This window comes from Kitasatospora saccharophila (assembly GCF_039529925.1).
GTDB classification, from domain to species: Bacteria; Actinomycetota; Actinomycetes; order Streptomycetales; family Streptomycetaceae; genus Kitasatospora; species Kitasatospora saccharophila.
Window position 1 is genome coordinate 113,544 of the sequence record NZ_BAAANS010000010.1, and the last position, 25,854, is coordinate 139,397.

At 73.6% G+C, this 25,854-nt stretch carries 15 protein-coding genes; 9 read left to right on the forward strand and 6 right to left on the reverse strand.

Going from position 1 to position 25,854, the window contains the following annotated elements:
- Positions 1–186 precede the first annotated feature (186 nt).
- Positions 187–567, reverse strand: coding sequence for an ArsR/SmtB family transcription factor (locus ABD345_RS10105; protein WP_344551616.1), 381 nt, complete (start codon positions 565–567; stop codon positions 187–189).
- Between the two features lie 122 nt (positions 568–689).
- Between ABD345_RS10105 and ABD345_RS10110 the strand changes: the two genes are divergently transcribed.
- From ABD345_RS10110 to ABD345_RS10140, 7 genes are all read left to right on the forward strand, one after another.
- Entirely contained in the window at positions 690–2,051 is a 1,362-nt protein-coding gene (locus ABD345_RS10110) for an MFS transporter (RefSeq protein WP_425556793.1), read from the forward strand.
- Positions 2,052–2,280: 229 nt separating this feature from the next.
- Entirely contained in the window at positions 2,281–3,132 is an 852-nt protein-coding gene (locus tag ABD345_RS10115) for a fumarylacetoacetate hydrolase family protein (RefSeq protein WP_344551618.1), read from the forward strand.
- Positions 3,133–3,188: 56 nt separating this feature from the next.
- Positions 3,189–4,511: an L-fuconate dehydratase gene (locus tag ABD345_RS10120; protein ID WP_344551664.1), complete on the forward strand. Its 1,323-nt coding sequence runs from the start codon at positions 3,189–3,191 to the stop codon at positions 4,509–4,511.
- On the forward strand, positions 4,508–5,284 hold the full coding sequence (locus tag ABD345_RS10125; protein ID WP_344551619.1) for an SDR family NAD(P)-dependent oxidoreductase: 777 nt from the start codon (positions 4,508–4,510) through the stop codon (positions 5,282–5,284). Before ABD345_RS10120 ends, ABD345_RS10125 begins: the two co-directional genes overlap by 4 nt.
- Positions 5,281–6,327 carry an aldo/keto reductase gene (locus tag ABD345_RS10130; protein ID WP_344551620.1) on the forward strand — a complete coding sequence of 349 codons (1,047 nt, stop codon included), beginning with the start codon at positions 5,281–5,283 and terminating at the stop codon, positions 6,325–6,327. Before ABD345_RS10125 ends, ABD345_RS10130 begins: the two co-directional genes overlap by 4 nt.
- Positions 6,328–6,368: 41 nt before the next feature.
- Entirely contained in the window at positions 6,369–7,091 is a 723-nt protein-coding gene (locus tag ABD345_RS10135) for a FadR/GntR family transcriptional regulator (protein WP_344551621.1), read from the forward strand.
- Between the two features lie 41 nt (positions 7,092–7,132).
- Positions 7,133–8,062, forward strand: a complete 930-nt coding sequence (locus tag ABD345_RS10140) for an amidohydrolase family protein (RefSeq protein WP_344551622.1) — start codon at positions 7,133–7,135, stop codon at positions 8,060–8,062.
- On the opposite strand, the gene ABD345_RS10145 is transcribed toward ABD345_RS10140, so the two are convergent.
- Positions 8,028–9,674: an acyl-CoA dehydrogenase family protein gene (locus tag ABD345_RS10145; RefSeq protein ID WP_344551623.1), complete on the reverse strand. Its 1,647-nt coding sequence runs from the start codon at positions 9,672–9,674 to the stop codon at positions 8,028–8,030. The genes ABD345_RS10140 and ABD345_RS10145 overlap by 35 nt on opposite strands.
- 31 nt (positions 9,675–9,705) lie before the next feature.
- Positions 9,706–10,314, reverse strand: coding sequence for a TetR/AcrR family transcriptional regulator (locus ABD345_RS10150; protein WP_344551624.1), 609 nt, complete (start codon positions 10,312–10,314; stop codon positions 9,706–9,708).
- A 96-nt stretch (positions 10,315–10,410) separates the two neighbouring features.
- Here ABD345_RS10150 and ABD345_RS10155 point away from each other — a divergent pair, with 96 nt between their 5' ends.
- On the forward strand, positions 10,411–11,937 hold the full coding sequence (locus ABD345_RS10155) for a class I adenylate-forming enzyme family protein (protein WP_344551625.1): 1,527 nt from the start codon (positions 10,411–10,413) through the stop codon (positions 11,935–11,937).
- Between the two features lie 97 nt (positions 11,938–12,034).
- On the opposite strand, the gene ABD345_RS10160 is transcribed toward ABD345_RS10155, so the two are convergent.
- Together ABD345_RS10160 and ABD345_RS10165 are read right to left on the reverse strand one after the other, a co-directional pair.
- Entirely contained in the window at positions 12,035–12,589 is a 555-nt protein-coding gene (locus tag ABD345_RS10160; protein WP_344551626.1) for a hypothetical protein, read from the reverse strand.
- Complete coding sequence (locus ABD345_RS10165) at positions 12,586–19,248, reverse strand: RHS repeat domain-containing protein (protein WP_344551627.1); 6,663 nt, start codon at positions 19,246–19,248, stop codon at positions 12,586–12,588. The genes ABD345_RS10160 and ABD345_RS10165 overlap by 4 nt, the downstream gene beginning before the upstream one ends.
- 456 nt (positions 19,249–19,704) lie before the next feature.
- Here ABD345_RS10165 and ABD345_RS10170 point away from each other — a divergent pair, with 456 nt between their 5' ends.
- Positions 19,705–24,660 carry a LamG-like jellyroll fold domain-containing protein gene (locus ABD345_RS10170; protein ID WP_344551628.1) on the forward strand — a complete coding sequence of 1,652 codons (4,956 nt, stop codon included), beginning with the start codon at positions 19,705–19,707 and terminating at the stop codon, positions 24,658–24,660.
- Between the two features lie 79 nt (positions 24,661–24,739).
- Here ABD345_RS10170 and ABD345_RS10175 read toward each other — a convergent pair whose 3' ends face one another.
- The gene (locus ABD345_RS10175; RefSeq protein WP_425556794.1) at positions 24,740–25,753 is read right to left on the reverse strand and encodes a helix-turn-helix domain-containing protein; all 1,014 of its coding nucleotides are present in this window, start codon (positions 25,751–25,753) and stop codon (positions 24,740–24,742) included.
- Between the last annotated feature and the right edge of the window lie 101 nt (positions 25,754–25,854).

Here is a 25,854-nt window from a genome sequence, read left to right on the forward strand (position 1 = left end):
ACCGGCACCGACCGGCACCGACCGGGCGCGGGGTCCGGCGAGGAGGACGTCCCCCTCCTCGCCGGGCCCCGCGCCCGCACGTCCGGGAGCTCCCGGGTCGGCGGGACCGGGCCCGGACGGGCTGCTCCGGATCGGCGACCGGATCGGCAACGGCGGGGCGGGCGACGGCCCCGGCGGGCGCGGGGCTCAGAGCTCCGGGCTCAGGGCTCCGGGCTCCGGGGTCCAGGCGGCGACGAGGGCGAGCAGGCCGGGGAAGCGCGCGTTCAGGTCCTCGACCCGGACCTGGCTGCGGCGTTCGAGGCCGTACTGCCGCTGACGGGTGACGCCGGCCTCGCGCAGCGCCTTGAAGTGGTGGGTGAGCGAGGACTTGGGCCGGTCCAGGCCGAACCACTGGCAGGAGTGGTCGAACTCCTCCGACTCCAGCAGGAGCCTGCGGACGATGGTCAGCCGCAGCGGGGAGCTGAGCGCGCCCAGCACCTCCTCCAGCCGCAACTCCCCGACGGGCGGCTCGGGGAGCGGCTCGGGCAGGCCGGGCGGCTCCGGGAGGACCTTGAAGGCTGCGGACACGGGCGGCTCCTCGTCTTCTCGCGTTCCGGCGTCCCGTTCAGTACGACTCCAATCGTACTGCATGCTAAGTTCGACTTGACTCGTACTGACGGGAACCGACAGGCAGATCAGGGGGAACTCCCATGTCCGGAACCGGAATCAGCCCCGCGAGCAGCACCGCGGGCAGGGCTGCGAACAGGACCGTGAGCAGGCCCGCGAGCAGCAGCGCGGACGGGGGCGGGGGCGGGGGCGGGGGCGACGCCCCGTTGCGGTGGGTGTGGCTGGCCGCCTGGCCGATCACCGCCGTCTTCGTGCTGTCCAACGCGGCGACGCCGCTGTACGTGCTGTGGCAGCGCGACATCGGCTTCTCCAGGGGCACCCTGACCGTGGTGTTCGCCTGCTACATCGTCGGACTGGTCGGCTCGCTGCTGGTCTCCGGCGTGCTCTCCGACCGGATCGGCCGCAAGCCGGTGCTGCTCCCGGCGCTGGGGCTGGCGCTCGCCGCCTGCCTGGTGTTCGGGACGGCCGGCAGCGTGGCCGCGCTGATCGCGGCGCGGCTGTTCACCGGCGTCGCGGTCGGCGCGGTGGTCTCGGCCGGGATGGCGGCGGTCACCGACGTGGCCGGGCCGGGACGCCGGCGGACGGCCGCCCTGCTGGCCTCCTGCGCGATGGTCTTCGGCGCCGGGCTCGGCCCGCTGCTGGCCGGGGTGCTCTCCGAACTGGCCCCGGGCCCGACGTCCACCGTGTTCGCCGTCGAGGCCGTGCTGCTGGCCCTGGCCGTGCTGGCGGTGCTGCGGATGCCGCTGCCGCGCCCCGGGAGCGGCCGGACCGACCGGAACGACCGGAACGACCGGACGGGCCACGGCGGCGAGCGCGGCGAGCGCGGCGGCTGGATCCGGGTGCCGGGCGTCCCGCGCGGTCGCGGGCGTCAACTCGCCCTGGGCGTCGCGGTGTTCGCCCCCGGCATCACCGCCACCTCGTTCGTGCTCTCGCTCGGCCCGTCCCTGCTGTCCGGCCTGCTCGGCACCACCAGCCGGATCGTGGCGGGCTCGATGGCCTTCGCGATGTTCCTCACCGCCACCGGCGTGCAGTTCGCCGTCCAGCGGCTGCGCCGCCGCACCGTCCTGGCGGTCGGCGCGGCGGGCACCGCGCTGGGCATGCTCGCCCTGGCGGCGGCCGTGCACGCGGGTTCGGCCGGCGCGCTGCTCGCCGCCGCGCTGCTGGCCGGTGCGGGCCAGGGCCTCGGCCAGCTCGGCGGCCTGTCCCTGCTCAACTCCACCGTCCCGCCCCGCCGCCTGGCCGAGGCCAACGCCGCCCTCAACGTGGGCGGTTACCTCCCGGCCGGCCTGCTCCCGGTCTCGGCCGGCTACCTCAGCGACGCGGCCGGCCTGACCGCGGGCACCACGGCCTTCGCCGCCGCCCTCGCCGCCCTCGCCGTCCTCGGCGGCCTCCTGGTGCTGACCGCTCCGCGCCGCACCACCGACCCCGATTCATCGGATGCCTGATGGGAGATCTCCGCACAAATCCCAAGGATTCCGTTACCCGATCCCGCAAGTCGGAAAATACATCGGATGACTCCTTGTCTGGGGTGGCGGCGGCGGCCTAGTCTCGTCCCGCGCCCGACCGTGGTCCCGGGCACCGCTCCGGTCGCAGTCACGGTCACGGTCGCAGTCACGGCCGCAGCCACGGCCACGGTCACCGCCACCATCACAGTCACGGCCCCAGGAGGAACCCATGAAGCTGCTGCGCGTCGGTGCGCCCGGCGAGGAAACGCCCGCGGTGCTTGCCGAGGACGGGAGCGTGCGCTCGCTGACCGGGCTGACCGGGGACGTCGACGGGGCGTTCCTGGCCGGCGGCGGGGTCGAGCGGGTGCGGGCGGCGCTGGCGGCGGGGGAACTGCCGGTGCTGGACGCCGAGGGGGTGCGGGTCGGGGCGCCGGTGGCGCGGCCGGGGAAGGTGGTCTGCGTCGGCCTCAACTACCGCGACCACGCGGCGGAGACCGGCGCGGCGATCCCGACCCGTCCGGTGGTGTTCATGAAGGACCCGGCCACCGTGGTGGGCCCGTACGACGAGGTGCTGATCCCGCGCGGTTCGGTGAAGACCGACTGGGAGGTGGAGCTGGCCGTGGTGATCGGGCGGCGGGCCCGCTACCTGGAGTCGCCCGAGCAGGCGGCGGCCTGCGTGGCCGGGTACGCGGTCAGCAACGACGTCTCGGAGCGGGAGTTCCAGCTGGAGTTCTCCGCGCAGTGGGACCTCGGCAAGTCCTGCGAGACCTTCAACCCGCTGGGCCCCTGGCTGGTGACGCCGGACGAGGTCGGCGACCCGCAGGCGCTCGGCATGCGGCTGTCGGTCAACGGGGAGGCGCGGCAGGACGGCGACACCAAGGAGATGGTCTTCGACGTCGCGTACCTGGTCTGGTACCTGAGCCAGTACATGGTGCTCAACCCGGGCGACGTGATCAACACCGGCACCCCGGCCGGGGTCGCGCTCGGCCGGAGCGACCAGCCGTACCTGCGGGCGGGCGACGTGGTCGAGCTGTCCGTGGACGGCCTGGGCACCCAGCGCCAGACCTTCGTCGACGCGTGAGCGGCCGCGTGGACGAGCGCGCGAGCGGCCGCGTGGACGAGCACGTGGACGAGCGCGTGAGCGCCGCCGGGGCGCGGATCACCGCGCTCGACACCCACGACGTGCGCTTCCCGACCTCGCGCGAGCTGGACGGCTCGGACGCGATGAACCCGGACCCGGACTACTCGGCCGCGTACCTGGTGCTGCGCACCGACGCCGGGGACGGGCTGGAGGGGCACGGGTTCGTCTTCACCATCGGCCGCGGCAACGAGGTGCAGGTGGCGGCGCTCGACGCGCTGCGCGAGCACGTGGTCGGCCGGCCGGTCGCCGAGCTGTGCGCCGACCCGGGCGCGCTCTCCCGGGCGCTGGTCGGTGACAGCCAACTGCGCTGGTTGGGGCCGGAGAAGGGCGTGATGCACATGGCGATCGGCGCCGTGCTGAACGCGGTCTGGGACTTGGCGGCCAAGCGCGCGGGCCTGCCGCTGTGGCGGCTGCTGGCCGAGGCCGAGCCCGAGTGGCTGGTCGCCCAGGTCGACTTCCGCTACCTGACCGACGCGCTCACCCCCGAGCGGGCGCTGGAGCTGCTGCGCCGGGGCCGCGCGGGCGCCGCCGAGCGCACCGCCGCGCTGCTGCGCAGCGGGTACCCGGCGTACACCACTTCGCCGGGCTGGCTCGGCTACGACGACGCGAAGCTGACCCGGCTGGCGCGGCAGGCCGTCGCGGACGGCTTCACCCAGATCAAGCTGAAGGTCGGCGCCGACCTCGCCGACGACGTCCGCCGGCTGCGCACGGCCCGGGCGGCCGTCGGCCCGGACGTGCGGATCGCGATCGACGCCAACCAGCGCTGGGACGTGGCCGAGGCCGTCGAGTGGACCAACGCGCTGGCCGGGTTCGACCCGTACTGGATCGAGGAGCCCACCAGCCCGGACGACGTGCTCGGCCACGCCGCGGTGCGCCGGGCGGTCGCGCCGGTGAAGGTCGCCACCGGCGAGCACGTGCAGAACCGGATCGTGTTCAAGCAGCTGCTCCAGGCCGGGGCGGTCGACGTGCTGCAGCTGGACGCGGTCCGGGTCGGCGGCGTCAACGAGAACCTGGCGATCCTGCTGCTGGCCGCCGAGTTCGGCGTCCCGGTCTGCCCGCACGCGGGCGGCGTCGGCCTGTGCGAACTCGTCCGGCACCTCTCGATGTTCGACTACGTCGCGCTGTCGGGAACGGTCGAGGACCGCTCGATCGAGTACGTCGACCACCTGCACCAGCACTTCACCGACCCGGTGGTGATCACGGACGGCCGCTACGCGGCGCCCACCGCGCCCGGCTTCTCCGCCGCGATGCACCGGTCCTCGATCGACACCTACCGCTACCCCCACGGCACCTACTGGGCGAAGGAGTTGGGCACGTGAACGACCTCCAGGGCCTGCGCGCGGTCGTCACCGGCGGCGCCTCCGGCATCGGACTGGCCACCGCCCGGCTGCTCGCCGAACGCGGCGCCGAGGTCGCCGTCCTCGACCTCGACCCCGGCGAACTCCCGCCCCCGCTCAGGGGGTTCACCGCCGACGTGGCCGACGACGACTCGGTGCGGACGGCCGTCGCGGCGGCCGCCGAGGCGCTCGGCGGGATCGACCTGCTGGTCAACAACGCCGGGATCGGCGCGGCCGGCACGGTCGCCGACAACGACGACGCGCAGTGGCACCGGGTGCTGGACGTCAACGTGCTCGGCGTGGTCCGCACCACCCGCGCCGCCCTCCCCCACCTGCGCCGCTCCGCGCTGTCCCGTCCGGGAGCGACCGCGGCGATCGTCAACACCTGCTCGATCGCCGCCACCGCCGGGCTGCCGCAGCGCGCCCTGTACTCGGCCAGCAAGGGCGCGGTGCTCTCCCTCACCCTCGCCATGGCCGCCGACCACGTCCGCGAGGGCATCCGGGTCAACTGCGTCAACCCCGGCACGGTGGACACCCCCTGGGTCGGCCGCCTGCTGGACGCCGCCGACGACCCGGCCGCCGAGCGCGCCGCGCTCAGCGCCCGCCAGCCCACCGGGCGCCTGGTCTCCGCCGAGGAGGTGGCCGCCGCCATCGCCCACCTGGCCTCCCCGGCCGCCGCCTCCACCACCGGCACCGCGCTCGCCGTCGACGGCGGCATGCACGGCCTGCGGCTGCGCCCGGTGCCCGCGCCGTGACCCGCCTGCTCGGCCGCTCCCGGGTCCCGGTCAGCGCGCTGTCGTTCGGCGCGGCGGGCATCGGCAACCTGTACACCGCCGTGCCCGACGCGCAGGCCGAGGCGACCGTCCACGCCGCCTTCGCCGACGGCTACCGCCACTTCGACACCGCGCCGCACTACGGCCTCGGCCTGTCCGAACGCCGCCTCGGCGCCGCGCTGCGCCGGTACCCGCGCGACGCCTACACCCTCGCCACCAAGGTCGGCCGCCTGCTCGTCCCGGACGAACGCCCGGGCGGCGACGGCGAGTTCGCCGTTCCCGCAACTCACCGCCGGGTCTGGGACTTCACCGCCGACGGGGTCCGCCGCTCGCTCGAAGCCAGCCTGGAGCGGCTGGGCACCGACCGGATCGACCTCGTCCACCTGCACGACCCCGACGACCACGCCGACCAGGCCCTCGACCAGGCGTACCCGGCGCTGGAACGGCTGCGCGCCGAGGGCGTGATCGGCGCCATCGGCATCGGCATGAACCAGACCGCCGTGCCCGCCCGGTTCGTCCGCGACACCGACCTCGACGCCGTCCTGCTGGCCGGGCGCCACACCCTGCTCGACCAGAGCGGGCTGGACGAACTGCTGCCGCTGGCCCGCGCGCGCGGCGTCTCGGTGATCAACGCGGGCGTCTTCAACTCCGGCCTGCTGGCCGACCCGAAGCCCGGCGCCCCCTACGACTACGCCGCCGCCCCGCCCGCACTCCTCGCCCGCGCCCTCGCCCTCCAGGAGGTCTGCGCCCGCCACGGCGTGCCGCTGCGCGCCGCCGCCCTGCGGTTCGCGGCCGCGCACCCGGCCGTGGCCACCGTGCTGGTCGGCGTGCGCAGCCCCGAACAGGCCCGCGACGCCGCGGAGATGCTGCGCCGCCCCGTCCCCGCCGCGCTGTGGGCGGAGCTCACCGAGCGCGGACTGCTGCCCGCGACCGCGCCGCCCCTGGGCGATCCGGACCCGGGCGCGCCGCCCCCCGGCGCTCCGGCCCCGGGCGCGTCGGCCCCCGCGCCGCCTGCGGGCGCCTGACTATCCTGAGAGATCCGATCACCCCGAGGAGCTGCGGACCCGTGCCAGTCACCGACGAGGCCATCGTGCGGATCAAGGAGATGATCCTCGGCGGCGAACTCGCCCCCGGTGCCAAGCTGCCCAAGGAGGCCGACCTGGCCGAGCGCCTGGGCCTGTCCCGCAACTCGCTGCGCGAGGCGGTCAAGGCGCTGTCGCTGATCCGGGTGCTGGACGTCCGCCAGGGCGACGGCACCTACGTCACCAGCCTGGAGCCCGAACTCCTGCTGGACACCCTCGCGTTCGTGGTCGACTTCCACCGCGACGACACCGTCCTGCACTTCCTCCAGGTGCGCCGGATCCTCGAACCCGAGGCCACCGCACTGGCCGCCCGGGCGATGACCGAGCAGCAGGTGGGCGCGCTCGGCGAGCTGCTCGCCGCGCTGCCCGACGACGCCTCGCTGGACGAACTCCTGGCCAACGACCTGGAGTTCCACCGGCTGATCGCCGCCGGCTCCGGCAATCCCGTGCTGGTCTCGCTGCTGGACGGGATCTCCGCGCCCACCACCCGGGCCCGGATCTGGCGCGGCCTGACCGAGGAGGGCGCCGCCGCCCGCACCCGCGAGCAGCACCGGGCGATCCACTCCGCGCTCGCCCACCGGGACGCCGACCTGGCCCGGGCGCTGGCCCTGGCGCACGTCTGCGGGGTCGAGCAGTGGCTGCGCGACACCCTGGGCGACGCGGGCGCCGCGCTCGCCCCGCCGTCCTCCGGCGCCCGACAGCACTGACCGGCACGGCAGTTGACGCCCACCCCGACCGGGAGTCCACCATGAGCCCCGCACTCCCCTCCCCCGGCGGCCCGCCCCGGATCGACGCCCACCACCACCTGTGGGACCCGGCCGCCCGCGCCCACGACTGGCTGGAGGAACCCGGACTCGCCCCGCTGCGAAGGGCGTTCACCCTCGACGAGCTGGGCCCGCAGGCCCGGGCGGCCGGGATGGCCGGGACGGTGCTGGTGCAGACCGTCACCGAGGCCGGCGAGACGCCCGAACTGCTGGCCGCCGCCGCGGCCGACCCGCTGGTGCGGGGCGTGGTCGGCTGGGTGGACCTGACCTCCCCGGGCGTGGCCGACGCGCTCGCCGCCCTGCGCGAACTCCCGGGCGGCGAAAGGCTGGTGGGCGTCCGCCACCAGGTGCAGCTGGAGCCCGACCCGGAGTGGCTGCTGCGGCCGGACGTGCTGCGCGGGCTGGCGGCGGTCGCCGACGCGGGCCTCGCCCACGACCTGGTGGTCCGGCCGCACCAGCTGCCCGCCGCCACCGGGGCCGCCGACCGGCTGCCGCAGCTCACCTTCGTCCTGGACCACCTGGGCAAGCCGCCGATCGCCGGCGGCGACCTGGAGCCGTGGGCTGGGGCGCTGCGCGCCTTCGCGGCCCGGCCCAACACCTGCGGCAAGCTCTCCGGCCTGGTCACCGAGGCGGACCCGGGCGGCTGGACGGTCGCGGACCTGCGGCCGTGCGCGGAGACCGCCCTGGAGTGCTTCGGCCCGGAGCGGCTGCTGTTCGGCTCGGACTGGCCGGTGTGCCTGCTGGCCGCCGACTACGCCGAGGTGGTGGCGGCGGCCGAGGAGCTCACCGGGCAGCTGTCCGGCCCCGAGCGCGGCGCCGTGTTCGGCGGCACCGCGGCCCGGGTCTACCGGCTCCGACCGGCGCTCGCCGGCGGCTCCCTCACGCCCCCGGCAGGCGGTCGAGCAGTGCGGTGAGGTCGGTGTCCGGCGCCAGGGTGCCGAAGGCCAGGCCGCGGTCGCCGGCCAGCCGGGAGCCGCAGAAGGCGTCGGCGACGGCGGCGGGGGCGTGCCGGACCAGCAGGGCGCCCTGGAGCACCAGCGCGGCGCGTTCGATCACCCGGCGGGCGCGCAGCTGGGCGTCCTCGGTGGGGCGCAGCTCGGCGCGCAGGTCGCGCCAGGCGGCGTCGAGCCGGGTGTCGGCGCCCGCGGCGAGGTCGATCTCGGCGGCGAAGGCGTCCAGGGCCTCGGGTTCGCGGGCCAGGGCGCGCTGCAGGTCGAGGGCGGTGACGTTGCCGGAGCCCTCCCAGATGCTGTTGAGCGGGGCTTCCCGGTAGAGCCGGGGCAGGCCGGAGGCTTCGTCGTAGCCGTTGCCGCCGAGGCACTCCAGGGCTTCGGCGACGGCGGCGGGCTGGCGCTTGCAGACCCAGTACTTGGCGACGGCGGTGGCGATCCGCAGGAAGGCGCGTTCGGCGCCGTCGCCGTGCCGGGCGCGGTCGGCGGCGCCGGCCAGTCGCAGGGCGAGGGTGGTGGCGGCCTCGGATTCGAGCGACAGGTCGGCGAGGACGTTGCGCATCAGCGGCTGGTCGATCAGCAGGGCGCCGAAGGCGGTGCGGTGCCGGGCGTGGTGGGCGGCCTGGGCGAGGGCGGCGCGGGTGCCCGCGGCGGAGCCGAGGACGCAGTCGAGCCGGGTCATGGTGACCATCTCGATGATGGTGCGCACGCCCTTGCCCTCGGCGCCGACCAGCCAGGCCACCGTGTCGTCGAACTCGGGTTCGCTGCTGGCGTTGGCGCGGTTGCCGAGCTTGTCCTTGAGGCGCTGGATCCGGAAGGTGTTGCGTTCGCCGTCGGGCAGCACCCGGGGCACCAGGAAGCAGGACAGGCCGCCGGGCGCCTGGGCGAGGACCAGGAACAGGTCGTTCATCGGCGCGCTGGTGAACCACTTGTGGCCGCGCAGCCGCCAGCTGCCGTCGGGCTGTTCGGCGGCGGTGGTGGTGTTGGCGCGGACGTCGCTGCCGCCCTGCTTCTCGGTCATCCCCATGCCGGCCAGCAGGCCGCGCTTGCCGGCGGGGGCGCGCAGCCCGGGGTCGTAGGCGCGGCTGGTGAGCAGCGGTTCGTAGGCGGCGGCGAGTTCGGGGGCGTGGCGCAGCGCGGGGACGACGGCGTAGGTCATGGAGACCGGGCAGAGGTGGCCGGGTTCCAGGGTGGTGGCGACCATGAAGCCGGCGGCGCGGGCGACGTGGGCGCCGGGGCGGGGGTCGGCCCAGGCGGCGCCGGCCAGGCCCGCGCCGACCGAGAGGTCCATCAGCCGGTGGTAGGCGGGGTGGAAGTCGACCTCGTCGATCCGGTTGCCGTAGCGGTCGTGGGTGCGCAGTTCGGGTTCGTGCCGGTTGGCCTGGTCGGCCCAGCGCTGGGCCTGTTCGCTGCCGGCGAGCCGGCCGAGGCGGTGCAGTTCCTCGCGGTGCCAGTCGGCGCCCTCGCGGGCGAGGCCCTCCAGCAGGACGGTGTCCTGGGCGACGTCGTGGCCGGTCAGCGGGGGCGCCTGGTTGGTGACCCGGTGGGTGGCGGCGGTGGGGTGGGTGGCGGGCACGGTGGCCTCCGGGAGGGGGTGGGGGTGGGGTTCAGCTGCGGGGGGCGCCAGCGCAGCGCAGGGCCAGCGCGGTGAGGTCGGCGAGCAGGGCGTCGAGGTCCTCGCCCCCGGGCCCGCCGAGCGGGTCGACCAGGATCTCGCCGATCGCGCCGGTGAGCGCGGCGGCGGTGATCTCGGCGTTCTGGGCGGGCAGCGCGCCGGCGGCGACGCCCTCGCGGACGACTTCGGCGAACAGGGCGCGGTAGCGGCGGCGGTGGGCGAGCCGTTCGGCGCCGACGGCGGGTTCGGCGGGGGCGGCGAGCAGGGCGTGGGCGAGGCCGCGGTTCTCCAGGGCGCGGCGGGCGAACACCTGGACGCCGCGGGCGAGCCGGTCGACCGGGTCGCCGGGGCCGTGCAGGACTTCGCCGAGCACCTCGACCTCGTGTCCGGCGGCGCGCCGGAACACCTCGACGGCGAGGGCCGCCTTGGACGGGAAGTGCTGGTAGACCGAGCCGGCGGCGATCCCGGCGGCGTCGGCGACGGCGGTCACCGACGCCTGTGACCAGCCCACTTCGGCGACGACCTCGGTGGCGCGGGCCACCAGGAGGTCCTTCGCGGTGCTGAGCCGGCGGATTTCGGCCGGGGTCTTGCGGTAGGCCATGGAAGAAGTGAACCATCATTCATAGCTTCCCGCCAAGGCCCCCCGGGGACACCCGGTGGCCTCGCCCCCGCGGGTCCGGCACGTCAGGAGAACGTGATGCACCTCAGTGCCCTGTTGGACAGCGTGGTTCGCTCGGCCGGTGACCAGGAGGCCGTCGTCTACCGCGAACAGCGCTGGACGTACGGCGAGTTCGGCGCGGCCGCCCGGCGCGCCGCGACCGTGCTGCGGGCGGCCGGGGTGCGTCCCGGCGACCGGGTCGCGGTGATGACGTACAACACCCCGGCCTTCCTGTTCGCCGCGTTCGGGGCCTGGTACGCGGGCGCGGTGCTGGTGCCGGTCAACCACAAGCTGCAGACCGCCGAGGTGGCCCGCCAACTCGCGCACTGCGGGGCCCGGTCGGCCGTGGTCGACGCCGAGGTCGGCGAGCGCGCCACCGCCGCGGAGGCGGACGTCCGCTGGCTGGTCAGCTACCCCGACGCGGCCCCGGAGCAGCGCCCCGCCGACTCCTTCGAGTCCCTGGTCGCCGCCGCCGAACCCTGGTACGGCGAGCCCGGACCGGACACCGACGTCTCCCAGGTCCTCTACACCTCGGGCACCTCCGGCACCCCCAAGGGCTGCGTGCACACCCACCGCGGCATCGCCCTGGCCGCCACCTACACCGCCGCCACCGTCCCGCTGCACCGCGACGAGCGCTTCCTGATCTGCATGCCGATCTGGCACGCCTCCCCGCTCAACAACTGGACGCTGGGCACCCTGCTGCTCGGCGGCACCGTCGTGCTCCAGCGCGAGTACGAGCCGCGCGGCCTGCTGGAGACCGTCCAGCGCGAGCGCGTCACCGCCCTGTTCGGCGCCCCGATCGCACTGATCGCGCCGGTGCAGGGCGTCCCGGACTTCGCCTCGTACGACCTGTCCTCGGTGCGCGCCTGGATCTACGGGGCCGGGCCGCTGGACGCCGGCACGGTGCGCCGGCTGATGGCCGCGTACGGCTCCGAGCAGTTCCACCAGGTGTACGGGATGAGCGAGATGGGCCCGGTCGGGGCCTCGCTGTCGCCCGCCGAGCAGGTGGCCAAGGCCGGGGCGATCGGCCGCGGCGGCATGCCGGGCGTGGACCTGCGGGTGGTGCGCCCCGACGGCGGCGACGCCGGGGCCGGGGAGAGCGGCGAGATCTGGCTGCGCTCGGACACCCGGATGGTCGGCTACCTGGACGACCCGGCCGCCACCGCCGAGGTGTTCGCGGGCGACTGGTACCGCACCGGCGACCTCGGCCGCCTCGACGCGGACGGGTTCGTCACCGTGGTCGACCGGATCAAGGACGTGATCGTCACCGGCGGCGAGAACGTCGCCTCCCAGGAGGTCGAGGGCGCCCTGCGCGGCCACCCCGACGTGCTGGACGTCGCCGTGGTGGGCCGGCCGCACCCGCACTGGGGCGAGACCGTGGTCGCCGTCGTGGTCGCCCGCCCGGGCTCCGCGCTCGACACCGCCGGGGTGCGGGCCTGGCTGGAGCCCCGGATCGCCCGCTACAAGATCCCGCGCGAGGTGGTGCTGCGCGACGGACTGCCGCGCACCCCGTCCGGGAAGGTCACCAAGCACGTGCTGCGCGCCGAACTGGCCGGGCCCGCCTGAACCGAAGGCTCCGCCCCGGACGCTGCGAGCGTCCGGGGCGGAGCCGTGTCCGGTCGTGCGGGTTACGGCACCCGGCCGGAGGGGCGGGTGCCGCCGGTCAGTCGGACCACTTGCCGGCCGGGCCGAGCACCCGGAAGTCCGTGTCCACCCGGTTGGCCCGGGCCCAGTCGTGCATCGTGTCGCACAGCCGGGTCCGGCCTCGCCGGGACAGGCCGAGGCTGACCTGCACGGGGATCGACCGGCCGTCGGCGCGGTAGACCTCCAGACCCGGACGCAGGAACTCCGGCGGGCCGGAGGAGATCCCGCCGCGCCCGATCTTCCGGACGTCCTCGGGGCGGAGCGTGTACCGGGTGACCGAGTTGGTGACCACCAACTCCTCGGCCCGGAACTCCACCGAGGTCCGGAACTCCGACCAGAGCGACTGCGCCAGCACCAGGACCGCCGCCGCCGCCACGGTGACCCGGACCGGCGGGGACAGGTCCGGGTTGGCCGGGCCGATCCAGACGAACACGTTGAGCCCCGGCAGCGGCCGGCCGAGCAACGCGCGCAGCAGCGCCCGGTGCGGCGGCCGGCGCAGCCGCAGGGTCGGGGGGCCGCCGCCCCGCGGCCGCCAACCGGCGGTCGCGGGACGGCGGGTACGACGGGTGCTCAACTGTTGCACCAGCTCGCGGTGCCGCAGTAGACGCCGAGGGTGCCGCCGAAGAGGGCGCCTCCCATCATCTTGTTCGCCGTGCGCTCGACCGCCTTCTCGGCGTTCGTCCAGTACCGCACGCCGTAGCTGTCCACTCGCATCACCGATTTGATTCCCGCCTGAAGCGGCTTGGCCAACAACTTCCCCGCCCCGAGTCCGGCCACGTCGATCACCACGCCTGCCACTCCGGCAGTACAACCGGCCGTACTCCTCTGCTTCCCGAAACAGGCGTTGGCCGCTGACGCCGCGTCGATGGCGGTCACGGCAATACCGAGCCCGAGGACCACCTCGTTCAACGTACCGGCCGTGGCGACGACCAGCAGCGGCGAGGCCGCGCCGAAGGTGAGCACGGTGGCCGTGAGCGCGAGTCCCAGGCTGATCAGGCCGATGGCGGTGCTGTGCTCGTCGATGAAATCGCCGACGGCCGACAGCCCCTTGCCGAGTCCGTCACCGACGGCCGACAGCCCCTTGCCGGCCTGGCACCACAGGTCCCATCCGCAGCCGTGCTTCTTCTTGGCCTCGGCGTCCTTGGCGGCCTGTGCCGCCATCGCCTCCTCTCGGACCCGGGTCATGTTGGTGATGACGCTGTGCCCGTCCGTGGTGACCGGGCCCATCTGGGCCATGGTCTGCTGGTAGCAGCTGGAGTTGACGCAGTGCGCCGCCTCGGAGTTCAGGTTGGCCTGCTTGCTCTGCAGGTCCTTGACCTGCTGGCTGAGCTGTTGGTAGCAGTTGTAGGTGGCACAGGCCATCGGGTTGTCGTACTGGTAGGTGTCGCCCCGCCCGGTGGAACAGGGCGCGCTGCCGTACTGGCCGCAGATCGAGGCCAGGCCGTCGGGGTCGCTCTTCGTGGTGGGGTTGCTCGACGCGTAGCCGTACCCGCCCATCTGGTTCGGGTCGTCCGCCTCGAAGAGCGGGTCGACGCTGATGAACCGCCCGATGGTCGGGTCGTACTGCCGGGCCCCGAGCAGGTCGAGTCCGGTGGTCGGGTCGGCCGGCTGGCCCAGGTAGCCGCGGTTGTCGGCCCAGCTGCCGGGCTGGGCGCCGCGGAGGTTGCCGTACGGGTCGTAGGCCCGGCGGGTGGTGCTCAGGGTGGCGCTGTCGACCTGGAGCTGCGCCGTGTGCTGCGGGTTGGTCGGCAGGTAGGTGACCGCTCCGGTGCTGGAGCGGACGATCCGGGTGCCGTCCGGGTTGCTGTAGGAGCGCAGCGCCGTGACGTTGCCGCCGGTCAGGGTCAGCTGCTCGGCGCCGCCGAACAGGTAGAGGGTGACGGTGCCCGGGTTGCGCTGGAGCAGCAGGTCGCCGTTGGCGTCGTACAGGTACGTGGAGGTCTGGGCGTTGCTGCTGCCCTGCTTGACCTCCACCGATCGGACCCGGCCCTCGGCGTCGTACCCGTAGGTCTGGGTCGAGGGACTGGCGCCCGTGACGGTGCGCTTGGTGGTGTGGCCGGCCGGGTCGTACTGCGCGCTGAGCGTGCTGGTGGCGCCGGACTTGCCGGTGGTGACGGTCGAGACGGCGTTGGGCTGCTTGCCGTCGGTCGGGTAGGCCAGGGTCTGGGTGGTGTCGTTGGCGGTGTTGCCCGTCAGGTCGTGCTGGACCTGCTGGGTGCGGTCGCCGAGCAGGTTGTAGCCGTAGTCCTGCCAGTACGGGTTCGGGCCGCCGACGGTGCCGGTGCCGGGCGCGGTGCTGGTGCACCCGGCCAGCTGGCCGGCGGTCGGAGTGGTGATGCCCGCGGTGTCGGTCCAGGCGGTGGTCAGCCGGTCCATGCCGTCGTAGCGGAAGCACTGGGTGTCGGTGACCTGGCTGGTCCCGAAGACGGACTGCCGTTCGCTGACGGTGGTGATGTTGCCGGCCTGGTCGTAGCCGTACGTGGTGTCCGAGGCCGGGCTGTCGGGCGCGGTCTCCAGCGAGACCCGGTTGGTGGCCAGTCGGCCGGTGGCCTCGTCGTAGGTCTGCGCGGTGCGGAACTGCTTGCCCGCGTCGCCGTAGGTGGACTGCACGACCTGGCCCAGCGGGCTGTAGTTGGCGATGTCCAGGTAGTGGGTGAACCGTCCGGAGCCCGAACTGACCAGCCCGCCCTGCAGGTTGTAACCGTAGCCGACCGACTCGGCGGCCAGGCCGCCGTCCGCGCCGAAGTTGCTGTGCGCGAGCAGGCCGGTGACGGCCGTGTAGTCCGCCCCCAGGGTGTAGCTGCCGGCCAGCTTGCCCTCGGCGGTGGGGATCGTGACGGTGGTCCCGGTCGGCTGGTAGGAGGTGGTGTAGCCGGTGATCGCGGTGGTGTAGGCGTTGCCGCCGTCGTACCGGGTGGCCGAGGTCAGGTAGCCCTTGACGAGGGTGTCGTAGCTCCACGAGGCCAGCAGCTTGCTGCTGTCGGTGGTGCTGCCGCCGTCGTACTCACCGGTCTTGCGGCCGAGCTGGTCGTAGCTGTACGAGAGCACCTGGCCGCGGCCGTCGGTGCTGGTCGCGGTGCGGCCCAGCAGGTCGTAGCCGGTGGTCGAGGTGCCGGAGTCCGGGTCGGTCTGCGAGGTCTTCCGGCCCCGCAGGTCGTACGTGTAGGACCAGGTGTTGCCCTGGGTGTCCTTGACCGAGGTGAGCCGGCCCGCCGGGTCGTAGCCGTAGCTGGTCGTCACGTCGCCGATGCCGTCGCCGCCGTGCGTCACCTTGGCGGTGGTCCGGCCGGACGCGTCGGTGCGGGTCGAGGTCGGAGCGGCACCGGCCGGCGGCGTGGTGTCGGTCCGGTCGGCCCCGGGGTACGCGGTGGTGGTCCGCCAGAGCTGGTGGGCCTTGCTGTAGGAGGTGCTGCTGACCGGGCGTCCGGTGCCGTCGTAGGCGGTGACGGTCTCCGCCGGGAGGGTGTTCTCCGTCTCCACGAACAGGGTGCTGCCGGGTGCGGTGGTCGGGTCGGCGTAGGTGGGCACCGTGATGCTCGCCCAGCCGTGGCTGTCGTACCGGGTGGAGGTGACCAGTCGGCCGGCCGAGTTGTCGGCGGTGGTGGTCTGGGCCTGGCGCTGGTTCAGGAAGCCGTCGTAGATGGCCACCTCGACGCCGTAGCTGCCGTCCTCGCGCAGGGTCTGGGTGGTGACGCTGGGCGGGTTCGGGGTGTCGGCGCCCTTGACCGAGTAGCTGAACAGGCGGTCGGCGCTCTGGGTGGCCTTCGAACGGCCGGGGAACCAGACCGCGGTGCGGCGGCCCAGGGCGTCGTAGGTCAGCGCGGTGCTGCGACCGTTCTGGTCGGCCACGCCGGTGGGCAGGCTGCGGCCGGGGGCCAGGGTGCTGGTGGTGGCCCAGCCCAGCGGGTTGGTGTTGGTCACCGTGGTCGGCTGGGTGCCGGTGGACGGGCTGTAGCCGGTGCTGGTGGCCGCACCCGCGGCGTCCAGCACCTTGGTGACCCGGCCGTACTGGTCGTAGCTGGTGGCGCTGTCGGTCTGGAAGACCGCGGCGCCCGCCGCGTCGTAGGACGTGACGGACTGCTTGGCGGTGATGTTGCCGGTGCTGCCCAGCTGCCCCAGGGCGGGGAGGCCGGTCAGGGTGCCGTCACCGTCGTAGTAGGTCCGGTCGTCGCTGACCGTGGTGCTCGCGGAGGCGGGCGTGCCGCAGGGGCCCGCGATGCTGATCGCCTCGCTCTGGTAGGCGAGCATCATCGGGTTGGACGCCGGCGGGGTGGCGTAGCTGCTGGTGGTGCAGACCTCCTGGGAGGGCACGCTCAGGTCGCCCTTGTTGTCCGACTCGACGAGTCGGCCGAGGCTGTCGTAGCGGGCGTCGATCCGGGTGGTGCGCCAGGTCGTGCCGTCCGCGAGCAGCTCCTGCTTGCGCTCGGAGGCGTTCTGGATCCGGCGGGCCGTCAGGTCCGGCAGGGTGGAGAGCTTCGCGGGCGCCGGGGTCTTGGAGGTCCAGGCGGTCTGCGGGCTGCTGGCCACCGTCGTGTAGGTCGGCGCGGCGGTCAGCTTCTTGGCGATGACGGTGCCGCCGGCCCGGTCGTAGGTGTCGGTCTCCTGGGCGGTGCCGGCCAGCCAGTTGCTGTCGGTGGTGGCCTCGCCGAGGCTGTTGGTCAGGCTGACGGAGCGCTTGGTCCCGTCGGCCTTGTAGTCGCCGTCCATGCCCTGGAGGTAGTGGGTCACGGTCTGGGTGACCGGGTCCGGGGCGCTGCCGGTCGTGGTGGTGATGGTGCGGTAGCCGCGGTACTGGTCCCAGGTGCGGTACTGGTCGTTCACCGCCTCGGAGTCGTTGCGGTGCCAGGCCGCGCCGCCGGAGTAGGTGTACGTGGTGATCCGGGCGGGCGAGTTGGCCTTGGTCGCGTCGCTGTCCGAGATCTGGGCCACCAGCGCCTTGTGGAACCAGTCGCTGATCGGCTCGACGGCGCCCGGGATGCTCCAACTGACGTTGTAGCAGGCCATGGTGTCGGAGTCCGGGGAGGCCGGCATGTGGTTGTTCACCCGCGAGCACTCGGGCTCGCGGTAGGTGACGGCGATCGACTCGCCGCTCTCGGTCCGCACGCCGGAGATCCGCGGGTGGTAGAGCGGCGGGGCGGCCGGGGTGAGGCCGTCGACCCGGTTGTCCATCTCGATGCCGGTGAAGGTGGTCGGGTCCAGCGTGACGGCGCCGGAGCCGCCCGCCGAGGTGTCCAGGCCGGTGTGCTGGATCTGCGAGAGCCACATCACCGACTGGAGCGCGCCCGCCTGCTGCGGGTCCTCGGTCTTGCCGGTGACCGGGTCGACGGTGCCGCCGGCGTCCGAGAACAGCTGGGTCAGCGCCCAGGAGTCGACGTCCTGCCAGCCGCCGGCGGCCCGCACCTTGGTGGTGACGCTCTTCAGCCGGTAGGTGGACCAGAAGGACGGGCTGCTGGCCCGGCAGACGTTGCTGCCGCTGCCGGTGGTGGCCATCGTGCTGGTGCAGTTGAGGTCGTACGGGGTGTCCGGCCAGTTCGGCGCGGTGGTCGCGTTGAGGTTGGCGTACTGGCAGGTGGTGTCCGAGACGGTGCAGCGCTGGGCGGTGTCGAAGACCACCTCGGCCGCCGGTTCGCGGCCGGCCTTGGCGTCGGCCAGCTGGTAGCCGTAGGAGATCCGGGTCAGGTAGCCGCCGCGGGTGTAGGCGGTCATCTTGCCGCCGGCGCCGTTGGACTGGCCGTTGCCCGCGTTGTACCAGTTGGCCTCGTTCGCCCAGTCGTAGCGCTGCAGGTTGCCGTGCGGGTCGACGACGAAGTCGAGGTTGAACCGCCAGCCGGGCTGCGCCGCGCACTGCGACGCCTTGCCCGCGCTCGCGCTGTAGCAGGGGTCGCCCGCCTTGGGCATGTAGACCGGCTCGCCCCAGGCGCTGTTGGTCGCGGCGTCGGAGGTGGTGCCGGGCGCGTGGTTGAGGCCCAGGTAGTACTGGGTGCCGTCGGTGGTGGTGACCTTGAAGTACTCGCCGTCCCACAGGCCGTTCGAGGCGCCGGTCAACCGCTCGATCCTGGTGCCGTCGTCGCTCTGCAGGTGGTAGGCGCCGCTGCTGTCGCGGATCAGCTGCCCGTTGTGCGAGCCGAGCGCGAGCGTGGCGTTCCAGCCCGACCAGCACATGTCGCCGGAGCCCTCGATGCCCGCGTTGGCGCAGGACTTGTAGGACCGCTCGATGTAGCCGGGGCTGTAGCTCCAGCCGTCGCCGATCCAGGACGCCTGCGAGTTGCGGGCCGAGGTCTCGCCGTCCACCGACTGCGAGTCGTAGGACAGCGCCACCGACGGCGCGCTGCCGCCCAGCGAAGCGGGCGCCTGGATCGGGTAGTTGTAGGTGAACGAGCCGGAGGCCGAGGAGGACCAGGCGCCGGAGGCCGACAGCGGGGTCGCCCCGTAGTCGCCCTGCGAACCGCTGGCGCCCGCGACCGCGGCCACCGCCGTGGTGGCGGCCCCGCCGCTGACGGCCGTCAGCTGGGTGCTCAGCGCCTGGACGGCGGTGCCGCCGGTCCGGGTGCTGAGCGCCTGGACGGCGGTGCCGTCCGACGCGGTGTCAGCCGCCTTGACGGCGGCGCCGTCCGACGGGGCGTCACCCGCCACGGCGACGGTCGCGGTCAGCTGCCGGGTGACCGGGTCGTTGGTGGTCGGCAGCGGGGTCTGGGTGCGGCACCGCGCCAGTTCGGGCGTGGTCAGCGCGCAGGCCGGCAGCTGCACCAGGTGCAGCCGGGAGGCCCAACCGCCGCCGTACGCCTGGGCGATGGCCCCGTAGTCGACCGAGACGGCGACCTTGCCCTCGGCCGGGTCGCCGTCCGCCCGGGTCAGCCCGACCAGCAGGCCGTCCACGTTGGCCGCCCGGGCCTTGGCGCGGTCGGTGGTCTCCACCCGCACCGCGCCGGGGGTCTTCCCCTCCGCGGGGGCCAGCTTCACCGGCAGGCCGACCGCCGAACGCGCGCCGTTGCCACCGCCGTTGCCGTTGTCGAGGTGCACCGTGGCGCTGGCCGCGGCGGGCCAGTTCGGGGTGGCGGGCTGGTGCTGCTCGACCGCCCGGCTGCCCTTCGGCTCCGGGGCCGGGGTGGCCGCCGCGGCGGCCGAGGCGTCACGTCCGGTGACCTCCGGGACGGCCGGCAGCGGGTCGGCCTCCCAGAGCTTCCCGTCGTAGCGGTAGGGGCCGACGACGGTGGCGCCGGCCTGGGGGGCCATGAGGGACATTGCGGCGACGACCGTCGTGAGGACGCTCATTCCGCGATAGCCGAGTCGGCCAAACGCCCGTATCGGGCGATTCATCCGATCTGACATGGAGTTCGCTCTCCGTGGTTCTGATGGGGGGGCATTGCGTGGTATTGCCAGGCCACACAGCACTTTGCAAGCGCTTGACCGGCGGCGGCACGCTATTGCCGGGAGGGGCGGACCGCAATATCCTTCGCTGCCGACCCATCGGGGGGAGACGGAAAGGATTGTGACGGTCTGTCACTCCTTCGCCTTCCATAAGGGCATCGAGTGCGCGAATCGGACACAAGAGGGTTCGATACGCACTACTTGGGTGACACCCTCCCGTTCGGGCGGAAACGATATTTGACCAAAGCTTTGATTTTCTAGGGGAACGTAGTGCACGCAGGTATGGGGAGACCGCCGCGCGGGCGGTCCGGGCGCCGGGCCGTGGCGCTGCTGGCGCTGGCCGGCGCGGTGCTGGCCGGGGCGACGGGGCAGGCGGTGGCCGACGACCGGCCGTTCGCGGTGGCGCCGGGCAACAGCACGCCGCCGGCCGCCGGGCAGCAGGGCGGCGCGCCGGACGGTCCGGTGCAGGTGGCCCGGGCGAAGGCGCGGCAGAGCGGGAAGCCGGTGGTGGTGGAGGGGTTGACCACCGAGACCAGCCAGACGGTGGCCAATCCGGACGGGACGCTGACCCGGACCGAGAACGTCCGGCCGGTGCGGGTGAAGAAGGGCGGTGACTGGGCCGCGGTCGACGCCTCGCTGGCGAGGAACGGCGACGGCACCTGGTCGCCGAAGGCCGTCCCCTCGGGCGTGGCGCTCTCGGGCGGCGGCAGCGGTCCGCTGGCGACGTTCACCGACGCCAAGGGCCGGAGCCTGTCGCTGACGCTGCCGTTCGCGCTGCCCGCGCCGGTGGTCTCGGGCGCCGGTGCCTCCTACCGCGGCGTGCTGCCGGGCGTGGACCTGGAGGTGACGGTCACCGAGGAGGGCGCCTTCCACGAGGTGCTGGTGGTCCACGACGCGAAGGCCGCGGCCAATCCGGCGCTGCGCACGCTCAAGCTGGCCACCGGCGGCAAGGGGCTGACGACCCGTACGGACGCGGACGGCGCGATGACCGCCGCCGCGGCCGACGGCACGGCGGTGTTCACCTCCCCCACCCCGGTGATGTGGGACTCGTCCACCACCGGCACCGCTGACGCCGCCGCGGACGGCGCGGACGGCGAGAAGACCGACGGCAAGTCCCGGGGCAAGGCGGCGGACGCGGCGCCGCAGGGCATCACGGTGGACGCGGCCGACGCCGAGAAGTCCACCGCCAAGGGCCCGGGCCACCGGGCGCACGTGTCGGCGATCAAGGTGGCCGCCGGCAGCGACAGCCTGACCCTGAGCCCGGACGCCGCGCAGCTGGACAGCCCGGACACGGTGTGGCCGGTGTACATCGACCCGTACGTGAACCCGGCGACCGGGAAGACCAACCACTACGTGCAGGTCAAGGAGGGCTGTCCCTCCGAACCGACCTACGACAAGGCGCAGGAGAACGGCGAGGGCATCGGCTACCAGCAGTACAGCTCGTCCTGCTTCGGCCTGTACCGCTCGTTCTACGAGTTCGACACCGACTACCTGAATTCGAGCATGGTGGTCTCCAAGTCCACCATCTCGCTGGTCTCGACCCACGGCGCGGACGCCAACTGCAAGGCCACCTGGCCCGCGACCCTGAAGCTCACCGGCGGGATCAACGGGAACACGCTGTGGCCCGGCCCGGGCGTGGTCTCCACGATCGGCACCACCCAGGTGGCGAGCGCCAACGTCAACGCCGGCTGCGGCAACAAGGGCGCCTCCTTCGACGTGACCTCGACGATCAGGCAGTACATCGACTACCCGAACCTGACGTTCGGCCTGTACGGCAACGAGTCCAAGACCTCGACCAACTACGGGTTCATGCGCTTCGCCGTCAACCCGACGCTGACCACCGTGTTCGACATCGCGCCGAAGGCCCCGACCAACGTGGGCACCACCCCGGCCTCGCAGAACCCGGCCTCGGCGGCCTGCGGTTCGGGCAGCCCCGGCTGGATCGGGCTGACCACGATGAACGGCAACGCCTCGAACATCACCCTGGACGCCACCCTCAGCACCGACATGGCCGGCGTCAACCTCCAGGCGCACTACCACGTCTGGGACAACATGGTGAACAACGGCTCCGGCAGCCCGGCCGACGCCACCTGGCCGGTCAGCCCCGGCTGGGTCGCCAGCGGCACCACCGTGCACACCCCGATCGGCGGGGCGGTCTCCGACGGCCACACCTACGGCTGGAACGTCTGGACCGAGGACGGCACCCTGGGCGGCCCGAGCTCGCCGTACTGCTACTTCAACGTCGACCTCAGCGCCCCCAACCAGGCGGCCGTCGCCCCGTCGGCGGACTTCCCACCGCTGGGCAGCGGCACCACCTCGGCCAAGCACGCCGGTGACAGCGCCTCCGTCACCGTCACCGCCACCGACCCGGTGCCCACCGGCTGCAACCTCAACGGCTGCATCAACTCCGGCGTCCAGGGCTTCCAGTACTCGCTGGACGCGAACATCCCCGCCACCGCGCCCGTCCACCAGGCGAGCGTCACCAACGGCGTCGCCAGCCTGAGCGTCCCGATCACCGTGCCCAGCAACCAGTGGGGCACCCACACCCTGTACGTCCGCGCCGTCGACAACGCGGGCAACACCCAGCCCGCCGCCACCACCTACAGCTTCTACGCCCCGTGGAACCCGACCGCCAAGGTCACCGCGGGCGACCTGGACGGCGACGGCACGCCCGACCTGCTGGCCACCGCCACCGACGGCAACCTGACGCTGATCGGCGGCAACACCGACCCCAGCACCACCCCGGTCACCGTCTCCACCCCGGCGCAGAGCCCGGACGGCAGCGGCTGGGACAAGTACCTGGTCGCCCACCGCGGCAGCATCGTCCAGCAGGACAAGGACGACCTGTTCGCCTACCAGAAGCAGACCCACAACCTGTACGCGTACAAGAACGACGCGACCGCGACCCCGCCCGGCACCGCCGGGCACTTCACCCTGACCCAGAACGTCCAGGGGCCGCTGCGCCGCCCGGGCTGCGTCGCCACGACGGCGGGCGACTGCTCCGGCTACAACGCGGCGGACTGGTCCTCGGTGACCCAGATGGTGGCCGCCGGGCCGCTGTCCATCGGCGCCTACAACGCGGCCCACCCCACCCAGAAGGTCGGGCCGGCCGCCGACCTGATCACCGTCGAGAACGGCAAGCTCTGGTACTACATCTCCGGAGCCGACCCGAGCAGCTACTTCGACAGCGCCTACCAGATCGGCACCGGCGACTGGAACATCCTCACCGTGGTCGGCGTCGGCAACGTGGGCGCCGTCACGGCCGGGACCGGCAGCGGGGCGACCTCCGTCGGCGGCACCCCGACCCTGTGGGTCCGCAACGACATCACCGGCGCGATCAGCAGCTTCCGGCTGACCTTCGACACCAACGGCCTGCCCACCGCCACCATCGGCGCCCCGACCCGGGCCGCGCTGGTCTCCGGCGTCCTGGGCACCGACGGCAAGAACATGTGCCTGGACATCGACCACTCCAACACCGCGGACGGCACCAAGGCCCAGATGTGGACCTGCAACGGGTCCGACGCCCAGAGCTTCACCCTGGGCCGGGACAACACCGTGCACGCCCTCGGCAAGTGCCTCGACGCGAACCAGAGCGGCACCACCAACAACACCGCCATCCAGCTCTGGACCTGCAACAACAGCCCCGCCCAGAAGTGGGTGCCCGGCCCCTCGGGCACACTGGTCAACCCCAACTCCGGGCGCTGCCTGGCCGATCCGGCGGCCTTCAACACCACCGGCACCCAGCTGATCCTCTGGGACTGCCTGGCCGGCAACGCCGAGCAGAACTGGGCCGCCACCACCGCGAACTCCGCCCTCCCGGCCGCCCAGCCGGTCCTGCCGCTGGGCGTCGGCAGCAAGGCGTACCCGACCCTGTCCACCCCGGGTGACGTGGACGGCGACGGCAACCCCGAGATCTACGCCCTCTCCACCGAGAACAGCATCCTGCGCGTCCCCGGCGCCAGCCCGTTCACCGGCCCGCTCGTCGACGAGTGGAAGCTGGACGGGACCACCGACAGCGTCCGCGGCAACAACCTGACCCTCACCGGCGGCGCCACCAGCGCCACCGACAGCGTCCTGGGCCAGGTGCTCTCGCTCAACGGCACCACGGCCTACGCCTCCAGCGCGACCACCGGCGTGGACACCAGCCAGAGCTTCACCGTCTCCGCCTGGGTCAACCTGCCGACCCTGCCGACCCAGAACGCCACCGTCGTCTCCCAGGACGGCACCCAGAACTCCGGCTTCTACCTGCAGTACAACGTCACCCTGAACAAGTGGTGCCTGAACACGATGGCCACCGACACCGCGACCTCCACCGGCAGCCCCTACAGCCCCTGCGCCAGCGCGAACGTCGCACCCAACACCTGGGTCCACCTGACCGGCAGCTACGACGCCGCCGCCAAGAGCACCAAGCTCTACGTCAACGGCACCCTCTCCGCCTCCACCACCGGACTGGTGAACTGGTCCGCCGGCGGCAAGGTCGTCATCGGCGCCGGGCTCTACCACGGCTACCGCACCGACTACTTCCCCGGCCTGGTCAGCGACGTCCAGCTCCGCACCGGCGCGCTGGCCGACACCGCCCAGTTCGGCCCCGCGGGCACCCTGGGCTACTTCCAGGCCCGACCCACCGACCGGTGGAAGCTGGCCGACACCAAGGACGCCGTCCGGACCAACGACCTGACCCTGAACGGCGGCGCCGCCCTCGGCACCGACGGCGCCCGCACCGTCCTGAACGGCAACGGCACCGACGGCTACGCCAGCAGCGCCACCAGCAGCCTCGACAGCAGCAAGAGCCTCACCGTCTCCGCCTGGGTCAAGCTCACCAACCTCGGCGCCAACTCCACCTTCGTCTCCCAGTCCGGCACCCAGGCCAACGGCCTCCAGCTGTACTACTCGGCCTACTACCACGCCTTCGGCTTCGGCAAGGCGCTCGCCGACGACACCTCCGGCAACTTCAGCGCCGTCTACGGCCCCACCACCGGAGCCGCCGCACCCACCGCCGGCACCTGGTACCACCTCACCGGCGTCTTCGACGCCACCACCAACCAACTCGCCCTCTACGTCAACGGCACCCAGACCGCCACCGCCGCCTACACCGGCACCGCCTGGAACGCCACCGGCGCCCTCCAGATCGGCCGCCGCCTCTACCAGGGCGGCTACGGCGAGTACCTGGCCGGCTCGGTCAGCGACGTCCAGACCTACAGCACCGCGCTGTCCGCCATCGGCGTCTCCCAGCTGCCCAACGGGATCCTGGCCCCCGCCCCGGTCCAGCTGAGCTGACCCGCGGCCCGAACCGAACCGGCCCGGTTCCCGCGGTGGTCACCGCGGGAACCGGGCCGGTTCCGTCCCGCCGCCCGGCTCAGCCGACGGCGGCCTCGGCCAGCGCCCGCTGCCGGTACTCCCGGGGCGGGAGGCCGTGGGCGGCCTTGAAGGCGCGGGTGAACTCGGAGGCGCCGATCATGCCGTAGCGGGCCGCGACGGCGTGGATCGGCACGGCGCGCAGGGCCGGATCGGCGAGGTCGCGCCCGGCCCGCTCCAGCCGCTGCCGCCGGATGAAGGCCGCGACCGTCTCGCCCTGCGCGTACTCGGTGAACAGCCGGTGCAGGTAGCTGAGCGAGATGTGGTGGGCCGCCGCGACCACCGGCGGCGCCAGCCGGGGGTCGTGCAGGTTGCGCCGGACGAACGCCCGGACGCTCTCGACCAGCGCCCGGTGCCTGGCCTCCTGCGGCTGCGCGTCCTCCGCGTCGAGTTCGCGCAGCAGCCAGGCCCCGATCAGGTCGACCATCACCCCGCCGAGCCGGGCCGCCTCGGCGGGCTGCAGCCCGTCGGCCTGCCGGCCCAGGCCGACGACGAACTCCTGGAGCAGCGCACCGGTGCCCGAGCGCCCCGACAGCTTCCGCACCATCAGCTCGCGGAGCCGGTGCGCGGGCACCGGCAGCAGCGCCGAGGGCAGGTCGATGGCCAGGCCCTCCACTCCGCGCCGGTCCGGCGGCGTGTCCGGGGAGCCGAGGGTGCGCGTGTCGTACGGGTAGGAGCTGTGCGCGAGGAAGAAGTCACCGACCCCGACCAGTTCGGCCCGCTCCCCGGCGGAGGTCGCGGCCAGGGCGTACCCCTGGGTCAGGACCGTCAGGTGGAGCAGTTCGGCGTCCTCGCGCTTGATCATGCGCTCGGTCCGCCGGACCCGGATCGACGGGAAGGAGGTCTGGGTGAGCGCGACCGGCCCCAGGTCGAACTGCCGCATCCGCGCGGTGAAGGTGTCGACGTGGTCGCTGCTCATCTCCGCGGCCCGGTGCTGCCCCATCGCCTCCCGCCAGCGCTCGAAGCACTCCGGCCCCGAGGGCTCCTCGTCCTCGAACCCGTCCATCCGCTCCATCCGCTCCATCCGTACCGCCTCCTGGCCGACCTCTCCCGACCCGTGCTCCCGCCGCGGACGGCAGGACTCTGCCACAGTCCGTCCGATCCTCCCAGTCGACG